At 69.6% G+C, this 10,657-nt stretch carries 7 protein-coding genes; all 7 read right to left on the minus strand.

Going from position 1 to position 10,657, the window contains the following annotated elements; all coding sequences use genetic code 11:
* Positions 1–265: 265 nt before the first annotated feature.
* On the minus strand, positions 266–1,345 hold the full coding sequence (gene purM, locus ACWDU1_RS22415; protein WP_450001209.1) for a phosphoribosylformylglycinamidine cyclo-ligase: 1,080 nt from the start codon (positions 1,343–1,345) through the stop codon (positions 266–268).
* Between the two features lie 151 nt (positions 1,346–1,496).
* Positions 1,497–3,092 (minus strand): amidophosphoribosyltransferase, encoded by a 1,596-nt coding sequence (purF, locus tag ACWDU1_RS22420; RefSeq protein ID WP_450001211.1) that lies wholly within the window; start codon positions 3,090–3,092, stop codon positions 1,497–1,499.
* 344 nt (positions 3,093–3,436) lie between these two features.
* Complete coding sequence (locus tag ACWDU1_RS22425) at positions 3,437–3,931, minus strand: WapI family immunity protein (RefSeq protein ID WP_450001213.1); 495 nt, start codon at positions 3,929–3,931, stop codon at positions 3,437–3,439.
* Complete coding sequence (locus ACWDU1_RS22430; protein ID WP_450001215.1) at positions 3,928–4,578, minus strand: CPBP family intramembrane glutamic endopeptidase; 651 nt, start codon at positions 4,576–4,578, stop codon at positions 3,928–3,930. The genes ACWDU1_RS22425 and ACWDU1_RS22430 overlap by 4 nt, the downstream gene beginning before the upstream one ends.
* Before the next feature lie 8 nt (positions 4,579–4,586).
* Positions 4,587–6,326, minus strand: a complete 1,740-nt coding sequence (locus ACWDU1_RS22435; protein WP_450001217.1) for an alpha/beta hydrolase — start codon at positions 6,324–6,326, stop codon at positions 4,587–4,589.
* Positions 6,327–6,402: 76 nt separating this feature from the next.
* Positions 6,403–8,694 carry a phosphoribosylformylglycinamidine synthase subunit PurL gene (gene purL / locus ACWDU1_RS22440; RefSeq protein ID WP_450001219.1) on the minus strand — a complete coding sequence of 764 codons (2,292 nt, stop codon included), beginning with the start codon at positions 8,692–8,694 and terminating at the stop codon, positions 6,403–6,405.
* Between the two features lie 248 nt (positions 8,695–8,942).
* Positions 8,943–10,223 (minus strand): M18 family aminopeptidase, encoded by a 1,281-nt coding sequence (locus tag ACWDU1_RS22445; protein ID WP_450001221.1) that lies wholly within the window; start codon positions 10,221–10,223, stop codon positions 8,943–8,945.
* Positions 10,224–10,657 lie beyond the last annotated feature (434 nt).

Genomic DNA, 10,657 nt, shown 5'->3' on the forward strand with positions numbered 1-10,657 from the left:
TGAAGAACCGGGCCCCCCGGGGCCCCACCCTCGAGCGGCGGAGCCGCTCCAAAATCACAGCCCCACCCTTCGCGAAGGGGGCACATCCCAACTCACCTCCGCGAAGGGGGCACATCCCAACTCACCTTCGCGAAGGGGTTACCCCGAACTCACACTTCGCGAAGGGGTCACCCCGAACTCACCTCCGCGGACGAGCACAGCCGAACCGCCTCCGCGGAGCGGCACCCCCCGAACTCACCGTTCGCGGAGGGATCGCTCCAAACCTTCAGAAGCGCGGGTGGTCTCCCAGTAGGACGGCGCGGGGCGCGTCTGCGTCCTTGGCCTTCTTCAGGCTGCCCAGGGTCCAGCATTCGATGTGCCGGGCGGTGAGGACGGCCAGGGCGCGGTCGACGTCTTCGGGGGCCACCACCGCGACCATCCCGACACCCATGTTGAAGGTTTTCTCCATTTCCTCGCGCTCCACCCGGCCGCGCTGGGCGATCATCTTGAAGACCGGCGCCGGGTTCCAGGTGCCGCGGTCGAGTTCGGCGACGAGGCCGGGGGGCAGTACGCGGGCCAGGTTCGCGGCCAGGCCGCCGCCGGTGATGTGGGAGAAGGTGCGGACATCGGTTTCGGCGATGAGCGCGAGGCAGTCCTTGGCGTAGATGCGGGTGGGCTCGAGCAGCTCTTCGCCGAGGGTGCGGCCGAATTCCTCCACATGCCCGGTCAGCGACATCCGGTCGATCTCGAGCAGCACCTTGCGGGCCAGGCTGTAGCCGTTGGAGTGCAGGCCGGAGGAGCCCATGGCGATCACGACGTCGCCGGGGCGGACGCGGTCCGGGCCGAGCAGTTCGTCGGCCTCGACCACGCCGACGCCGGTGGCCGAGAGGTCGTAGTCGTCGGCGCCCATCATGCCGGGATGTTCCGCGGTCTCGCCGCCGAGCAGCGCGCAGCCGGCGCGGACGCAGCCGTCGGCGATACCGGAGACGAGCTCGGCGACCCGTTCCGGCACGACTTTGCCGACGGCGATGTAATCCTGCAGGAACAACGGTTCGGCACCGCAGACCACCAGGTCGTCGACCACCATCGCGACCAGGTCCAGGCCGACGGTGTCGTGTTTGTCCAGGGCCTGGGCGACCGCGATCTTGGTGCCGACGCCGTCGGTGGAGGAGGCGAGCAGCGGTTCCCGGTAGCTCTTCTTCAATGCGAACAGCCCGGCGAAGCCACCGAGCCCGCCCTGCACCTCGGGGCGGCTGGCCTTGCGCGCGAGCGGGGCGAACAACTCGACGGCCCGGTCACCGGCCTCGATATCCACACCTGCTGCGGCATAGGAGGCACCGGCACCGGTGGCGTTCTGCTCAGTCATTGTCGGGGAAAGCTCCAAACCGAATCCGCGGGACGATTTACCTGCTGAGCTGAGTGTATTGGCGTACCCGCGCGCGTGGGGCCGGTACCCCCATGTGTGTCGAACCCGCCTCGTGGCGCCGGACACGTGCAACGGCGGCCGACCGGCCGGATCACGGCCGGCTGAGCGCGCTGGCGTTCGCGTTCTCGGTGAGTACCCGGCTGTGCGAGCGCCCGCCGAATTCCAGGAGGTTCTTGCCGATCGCTGCCTCGGTGGGCAGCGGGATCGGATAGTTGCCGTCGAAACACGCACAGCACAGCCGGCTCCGCGGCTGTTCGGTGGCGGCGACCATGCCCTCCAGGGAGATATAGCCGAGGGTGTCGGCGCCGATGGAGCGGCGCACGCCCTCCACCATTTCGCGGACGGCGGCGGAATCGGCGGGTCCGCCCGGGCCGTCCGGATCGGTTCCGGCGTTGTTGGCGACCAGTTCGGCCCGGGATGCGAAGTCGATCCCGTAGAAGCAGGGCCATTTCACCGGCGGGGAGGCGATACGGACGTGGATCTCGAGCGCCCCGGCTTCGCGCAGCATCCGGATGAGTGCCCGCTGGGTGTTGCCGCGAACGATGGAGTCGTCGACGACGATGAGCCGTTTACCGCGGATGACTTCGCGCAGCGGATTGAGTTTCAGCCGGATACCGAGCTGGCGGATGGTCTGGCTGGGCTGGATGAAGGTGCGGCCGACGTAGGCGTTCTTCATCAGGCCCTGCCCGTAGGGCAGGCCCGAACCCTGCGCGTAGCCGACCGCGGCCGGGGTTCCGGATTCGGGGACGGGGATCACCAGGTCGGCGTCGACCGGGTGTTCGCCGGCGAGCCGGCGGCCGATCTCCACCCGGGTGGCGTGTACGGAACGACCGGAGATATGGCTGTCGGGGCGGGCCAGGTAGACGTACTCGAACACGCAACCCTTGGGTTCGGGATTGGCGAAGCGCAGCGAACGTACCCCGTCGGCATCGATGGCCAGCAGTTCACCGGGTTCGATCTCGCGGACGAAGGAGGCGCCGACGATATCGAGGGCCGCGGTCTCACTGGCAACCACCCAGCCGCGTTCCAGCCGGCCCAGCACCAGCGGCCGGACGCCGTGCGGGTCACGGGCGGCGTAGAGGGTGTGTTCGTCCATGAAGGTGAGGCAGAAGGCGCCGCGGACGGTGGGCAGCAGCTCCATGGCCGCCTGCTCGATGCTGGAGTCCGCGGCGGCGTGCGCGAGCAGCGCGGTCATGACATCGGAATCGGAGGTGGCCGACACCGAACCGGGGCGCCCCGGTCCGGCGACCAGGCCGAGTTCCCGGGCCCGGTCGGCGAGCTCCGCGGTATTGACCAGATTGCCGTTGTGCCCGAGCGCGAGCCCGGAACCGACCGCGGTGGTCCGGAAGATCGGTTGTGCGTTTTCCCAGGTCGTCGCGCCGGTGGTGGAGTATCGGCAGTGGCCGACGGCGACGTGGCCCGGCATGGCGGCCAGCGTTTGCTCGTCGAATACCTGACTGACCAGACCGAGATCCTTGAACACCAGCACCTGTGAACCGTCGGAGACGGCGATACCGGCCGCCTCCTGGCCACGGTGTTGCAGCGCATACAGGCCGTAGTAGGTGAGCTTGGCCACGTCCTCACCAGGAGCCCAGACTCCGAAGACTCCGCACTCCTCCCGGGGCGGGTTCTCCGTCTCGTCGGTTGCGGTGGGATTGCTGGCAGCCGGTTGATCGGCGTGGGTCACCGTATGCTCCCTGGTCGGGCGGGTGTTGGGGGCAACCGACAGTCTACGGGTGTCCGGCGCGCGAGTGGCACCGGACCGGCAGTCCGGTGGCAAGCGGCGACACGCCGGGCGGATCGCGGTCGCCACGGCGTAGCGCACCGCGGCCCGGCGGTGTTCAGCAAACGCTCGGCCGCAGTTAACGCCCCTTTCACCTGCCGAAATGCGGACGGGTGGGAGCGACCGCAGCGGCCGGCGCTATTGCCTGATCGACGGCGCGGACCGCCCGTCGGCGTGGTGCTCATAAGCCCGGGACCCGTCCGTGCGCAACGTGGGAGATATCACCCGCGGCGCCGGCCGGACCGCGGTCACCAGCCGCGACCGGGTATCCGGCCGCCGGGCGGCAGATAACCGTCGACCTCGGCGCCCAGTTCCTTGGCCGCGGTCGCGATATCGGCGGGCGCCGGGCGCACGGTGACGACGAAGGGGGAATCACCGTCGGTGCGCCGATCCCAGGGTGGCGAGAACTCCAGGTTCAGCGCGATCGCCAGTTCGACGGCGTCGCCGCTGCGGGTCGCGGTGAAACCCAGGTTGGGTTCGGTGAAGGCCAGCCGGGCCGGGCCGGCCGCCGGTTCACCGTCGGGTTCCGCCTCGGCGGCGATACGTTTCAGCCAATCGGCCAATTCCACCGATTCGTCCAGCGTCAGCGCCTGCCAGCGGAACGACCAGTTGCCCTCCGGGCAGTTCGCGGTGCCCGCGATCACCAGCCAGCCGTACCGGATTCGCGGATCGATATGGTCCGGAAACTGATATCCGGCAACAGAGAGCTCCACACCGTATCCGTCGCTGTCGATCAACCTCACCGGCGCAGTTTGTCATCATCGGCGGGCTCGCGCCCAGTGAATGCCACTCGCGCAGCGGCTTTCCGCGCGAGCAGGGCACCACCGGCGTTGACCGCCCAGTGCAGCAGCGCGGGCGCGGTGGCACTGCCGGCGCACCGGGCCAACGCGCCGAACAGCAGCCCGGAGACGCCGGTGAATGCCACGGTCGCGGCCACGCTGTCGCCCGCGACGCGGGCGGGATGGATATGCCAGAGCCCGAAGACCGCCGCCCCGGCCGGTAATCCCGCCCCGGCGCCGAATGCGGTGTCCAGCAGCGGGTCCAGGGTGGCGCGGAAGATCAGCTCCTCGGCGTAGACGGTGCCGAGCGGAATATGGACCGCGACCCACTCCGCCGTACCCACCTCGCCGCCGCGGTCACCACCGCCACCGGCCGCCCGCCGCACCGGAGGCAGACGGTAGGCCAGCGCGTACCCCGTCGCGACCACTGCGGCGCAGCCGATTCCGACGCGCAGACCGCGCCCGGACCCCCAGTTCGGACGACCGTGGAACGCCACCGCGTACCCGGTCGCGGCCAGCGCGTTGGCGAGCGTGCGGCCGCGATGATCCAACCGGGTCCGCGGCAGCAGCCAGTTGTTCCACAGCAGTGGCAACGCCACGGCGAGCGGCACCCGGAACCTCATTTGACCTCGCGCTCATAGGCCTCATAGGCCTCGATCTCCAGCCGGATCCGCTCGGCCAGTCCGGGATTCCAGCCCGGCGGCTGGGCCACGGCCGCCCAGCCGTCCATCACCAGGCTGCCGTAGCGGTGACCGTGTCCGTCGCGGACGCCCTGGGCGTTGGTGAGATCGGCGGACACCTGCCAGAAGGTCACCAGCGGCGCCCAGCGCATCCGCGGTGTGACATCGCTGCCACGCGGTTCGGACAGCCAGTCCGGCCGGGTGAGAGCCAGATCCGGTGACCACCAGACGATCGGATCGGAGGCATGCTGCAGGTAGGCGATGCGCGGCGCCCGCCATTCCGGGCCCGGACGGGACAGATCGTCACGGCCGGCGGCGAATCGGATCACCAGGCCATCCGCGTAGACGGGCGCGGTCTCGGGTGAACCCGGATCGCGGCGGCTGACGAACTGCTGCCACAGCCGGTTGGAGTTGGGCGGGCCCACCCACAGCGCGCCGTCGACCTTCTCCCGCAGATCCGCGAGCCCGTCGAACGCGGACTCCGATCCCTGCGAGCCCAGACTCTCCCCGTACACCAGCAGTTTCGGCCGGTCGCCGACCGGCCGGGCGCGGACTCTGTCGTAGACCGCGTCGAACAACTCACGGCCCGACGCCGCGACCTTCTCCCGGTCGGCCAGGAAGGACAGCGCGCTGGGGAGATAGGAGTACTGGGTGGCGACGATCGCCGAATCGCCGGCGTACATGTATTCGATCGCGTTGGCGGCCATCGAGTTCACCCACCCGGTACCGGTGGTGGTGACCACCACCAGTACCTCGCGGTCGAAGGCGCCGGTACGTTCGAGTTCGGCGACCGCCAGCTCGGCCTGGGTCCGGTCGGTGTCCTCGACCGATTCCAGCCCCACATAGGCCCGGACCGGTTCCCGCGCGGGCCGGCCGGTGACCCGGGCGATCCGCTCGGCGCTCGGCCCGTGCGAGACGAACCAGCGGCCCTCGAATCCGAGCGTGTTCCAGGGAGCCAGGGAATCCGGGCTGCCCGACCGTTGCGGCAGTTCGGGCTGGAGGGCGTACTCGGAACGATTGTCGTTGCGGACGCTGAACGCGGAATTCGCGACGGCGAAGAACGCGCGGCCGGCGACGCCGTTGAACAGTGTCACCAGCAGCAGCACCATCAGCAGGAACCCCGCCGACGGCGCGAGTTCGCGAGGGACGCGGACCCAGCGGTTGAGTTCGCGGGCCAGGAACAGTGTCAGCTCGCGCAGAGTCCGGTAACAGGCCACGACCAGGATCCCGACCGTGAGACTGAGCCCGCCGGTGCGCAGATACGCGGGGGTGGTGGTGCCCTCCATCCCCATCAGCGCGGCGAGCTCACGCTGCCAGTGCGCGGACTGCACGAGCATGTACCCGGCGCTGAGCGCGGCGGTGAGCAGGACCGCCGATTTCAGCGCGTAGCGGGTCCAGGTGGGCGGTGTCGGGATCCGGCGCAGCCGCGGCCGGATCCACAACCGGAACATCCACTCCAGCAGACAGCCGACGCCGTACCCGATCGCGGCGTTGATACCGCTGATCAGCCCCTGGAACATCCAGTCGCGCGGCAGCAGCGACGGGGAGACCGACAGCGCGAAGAACACCGTCGCGACCACCAGACCCACATAGTTGAGGTCGATGATCCGTTCCGTGCGCCGGACCACCGCGACACACCGGGACCGCAATCTCGTCACGGTATCGGCGGTTTCCAGCACCAGACCAGTATGGAGGGCGCGGCCGGTCACGGGCGGCGGCCGGGGCCGCCGACGGCGTGGCACACGCCCTCCGGGCTCAGGCTCCGGCCCCGAAAAGGGCAGGCAGGGTGCCTTCGTGGGCGGCGCGCAGCTCGGCCATCGGCACCGAGAACTGGCCCTGGACCTCGATGGAGTCGGCACCCTGGTCCACTACGCCGATACGCACCCAGGGCAGTTCCCGGGCCGTGCACATCCGGGTGAACCGGGTCTCCTCCGAACGCGGGACGGCCACCAGCACCCGGCCGGCCGATTCGGAGAAGAGCATGACGAACGGGTCGGCGTCCTCCGGCAGCAGTACCCGGCAGCCTGTCTCTCCGGCCAGCGCGGCCTCCACGACGGCCTGCGCCAGGCCGCCCTCGGAGAGATCGTGGGCGGCGCTGATCATGCCGTCCCGGGAACCGGCGGTGAGTATCTCCGAGAGGAGCTTCTCGCGGGCGAAGTCGACCTGGGGCGGCAGGCCGCCGAGATGGCCGTGCGCCACCTGCGCCCATACCGACCCGCCGAACTCGTCGCGGGTATCGCCCAGCAGGATCAGGGTCTCCCCCGGTTCCAGGCCCAGGCCGGTGGGGATGCGGCGGTGCACATCGTCGATGACGCCGAGCACACCGACCACCGGTGTGGGCAGGATCGCGTTCTCACCGGTCTGGTTGTAGAAGCTGACATTGCCGCCGGTCACCGGGATACCGAGTTCCACGCAGCCGTCGGCGAGACCGCGGACGGCCTGCTGGAACTGCCACATGACCGCCGGGTCCTCCGGCGAGCCGAAGTTCAGGCAGTTCGTCACGGCCTTGGGGGTGGCGCCGGTGCTGGCCACATTCCGGTACGCCTCGGCCAGGGCCAGCCGCGCGCCGGTGTAGGGGTCGAGTTTGGTGTAGTGCCCGGAGGCGTCGGTCGCCAGCGCGATACCGCGGCCGGTCTCCTCGTCCACCCGGATCATGCCGGCGTCGGCGTATTCGGCGAGCACGGTGTTACCGCGTACGTAGCGGTCGTACTGCTCGGTGATCCATTTGCGGCTGCACAGCTGCGGGCTGGCCACCATCTTCAGCAGGGTCTCGCGCAGTTCCTCGGCCGTTTTCGGTCGCGGCAGCTCGTCGGGGGTGTCGGCGTTGAGGGCGTCCTGGCTGTCGGGACGCCGCACCGGGCGCTCGTACACCGGACCCTCGTGCGCCACCGTGCGCGGCGGCACATCCACCACGGTCTCGCCGTTCCAGGTGACCACCAGCCGCTCACCATCGGTGACCTCGCCGATCACCGTGGCCAGCACATCCCATTTCGCGCAGACGGCCATGAACGCCTCGACGTTCTCCGGCGTCACCACCGCGCACATCCGCTCCTGCGATTCGCTCGACAGGACCTCGGCCGGCGTCATATCGGCGGCGCGCAGCGGGACCCGGTCCAGTTCGATGCGCATCCCGCCGTCACCGGCGGCGGCCAGCTCGGAGGTCGCGCAGGACAGGCCGGCGCCGCCGAGGTCCTGGATACCCACCACCAGTCCGGCGTGGTAGAGCTCCAGACAGCATTCGATGAGGACCTTTTCGGTGAACGGGTCGCCCACCTGCACGCTCGGCAGTTTCTTGCGCCCGGTGCCCGATTCGTCGCCGGAGAAGGTGTCCGAGGCCAGTACCGAGACACCGCCGATGCCGTCCAGGCCGGTGCGGGCACCGAAAAGGATGATCTTGTTACCGGCGCCGGAAGCGAAGGCCAGATGCAGGTCCTCCACCCGCATCACACCCGCGCACAGCGCGTTCACCAGTGGATTGCCCTGATAGGAGGCATCGAAAACCGTTTCACCGCCGATATTGGGCAGTCCCAGGGAGTTGCCGTAGCCGCCCACACCGCGCACCACGCCGTCGAGCACCCGGCGGGTATCGGCGGCATCCACCGCGCCGAAACGCAGCTGATCCATCACCGCGATCGGTCGCGCGCCCATCGCCATGATGTCGCGGACGATCCCGCCGACACCGGTCGCGGCACCCTGATACGGCTCTACGTAGGAGGGGTGGTTGTGGCTCTCCACCTTGAAGGTGACCGCCCAGCCGTCACCGATATCGACCACACCCGCGTTCTCGCCGATCCCGGCCAGCATGGAGGCGCGCATCTCGTCGGTGGTGGTCTCGCCGAAATAGCGCAGATGCACCTTGGACGATTTGTAGGAGCAGTGCTCACTCCACATCACCGAGTACATGGCCAGCTCGGCATCGGTTGGCCGGCGACCCAGAATTTCCCGGATCCGGGCGTATTCGTCGTCCTTGAGACCGAGTTCGGCGTACGGCTGCGACGTATCCGGGGTGGCGGCGGCGGTGGCGACCGTATCGACCTGAGCAGTCACGGGATTACCAGGATCCTTTCGTAGGTTGGCGCGCCGGCGCGCGCGGGCTCCGGCCGCCCTGCCCTCCGGTACGCACCCCACGGGTCATCGGATCGGCATCTTCGCCGCGGGGTCGTCGCGAATACGGGGTCGGGCCGGAACGAGGGGCCTCGACGGCGGGGCCCCGACAGGTTTGATCCAGCACGAATCTTACGTTCACCTGCGCCGGGCGCGTCCCCGGCCCCATCGCCCGGGCGGCCGGCGCCGGATCAGCTCCGCGGTGCGAGGAACGCCGCCAGCGCCGCCGCGTACGAGGTGATATCGGTCGCACCCATCAATTCCCGGGCCGAATGCATCGCCAGCTGCGGCGCGCCGATATCCACCGTCGGCATCCCGGTGCGCGCGGCGGTCATCGGGCCGATGGTCGATCCGCACGGCAGATCCGCGCGGTGCACATAGCGCTGCATCGGAACACCCGCCTGCGCACACGCCAGCGCGAACGCCCCCGCCCCCACCGCGTCGGTGGCGTACCGCAGATTCTGGTTGACCTTCAGCACCGGTCCGCCGTTGATCTCGATCCCGTGCGCGGGTTCGTGCCGCTCCGGATAGTTCGGATGGGTGGCGTGGGCCATATCACCCGACGCGCAGACCGACCCCGCGACCGCCGCCAGGAAATCGGCTCGGCCGCCACCGCGCGCCAGCACGATCCGCTCCAGCACCGTCGGCAGCAGTTCCGATTGCGCACCTCGGTCCGACTGACTGCCGACCTCCTCGTGATCGAAGACCGCCAGCACCGGCACCGCCGCGCCCGGGGTGTCCACCGCGGCCAGGAATGCCCGCAGCCCCGCGTAGCAGGTGCCCTGATTGTCCAGCCGCGGCGCGCTGATCAGATCACGCGCCGCGCCGATCACCCGGCTCGGTGCCAGATCATGGGTCATCAGCTCCCACCCGAGCACATCCGCGGGATCCACCCCCGCCGACTCGGCCACGAATCCCAGGAAAGACGCGGGTTCACTGCCCACCCCCCAGATCGCGTTCACATGCCGCTGCGGATCCAGCGCCACCCCGCGCCGGTCCTCGGACAGGTGGATGGCCAGTTGCGGCACCCGCAGAATCGGATCGTCGATCCGGACCAGCCGCTCCCCCAGCCCCGTCCCCTCCCGCACACTCAGCCGTCCGGAAATCCCCAGCTCCCGATCGAGCCACGAGTTCAGCCACGCGCCCCCGTACGGTTCCAGCCGCACCAGCCGCCACCCCGCCACGGTCAGGTCGGGATGCTGTTTCACCCGCAGATTCGGACTGTCGGTATGCGCCCCCACCACCCGGAACGGCCCCGCCCGGTCCGGGTCGGCCCACGCCACCAACGACCCCCCACGCACGATGTAATATCGCCCACCCTGCTCCGGCCACACTTGTGTCTCGTCCAGCCGCGTGAACCCCCGAGCCTCCAACTCCTCGGACATGGTCCGGCAGACATGAAACGGCGACGGCGACCCATCGATGAACGCACACAACCCGGCGGCCGTAGCCGCACCAGCAGAACTCGGCATACCGCGACTGTATTAGCGCCCTCCCACCCAACGCGACCACCCGGTTCCCATCCGGACCCGGCCACTCCCCAGAGGCGGTCCCACCCTCCCGGCGCCGAGTTCAGCGAGGCCCACAAAGGGTTCGGCCCGCGTCGCCTGTCAGCCCGCGAGACAATGCGCCGCAGGCGCGAGTATCGCGGGCTGACAGGCGACGCTTCGGGGGCCGAACCCCGCGCGGCGAAGCCGCGCCAATAAACACAGCACCTTCACGAGCAAGGGCACCTGCCCACCTTCGCGAACAACGTCACTCCCTCACCGACCCCACCCGGGGCGACCCGATGATGAAGGCGAGCCAGGTGACCCCGTCCGCGAAGGTGCTGTGTTTTTTGGCGCGCTGGCGCGCGCGGGGTTCGGCCCTCTGAGCGTCTGCTGTCAGCGCTCGAGACTCGCGGCTG

The sequence above is a fragment of the Nocardia sp. NPDC003345 genome (assembly GCF_053589395.1).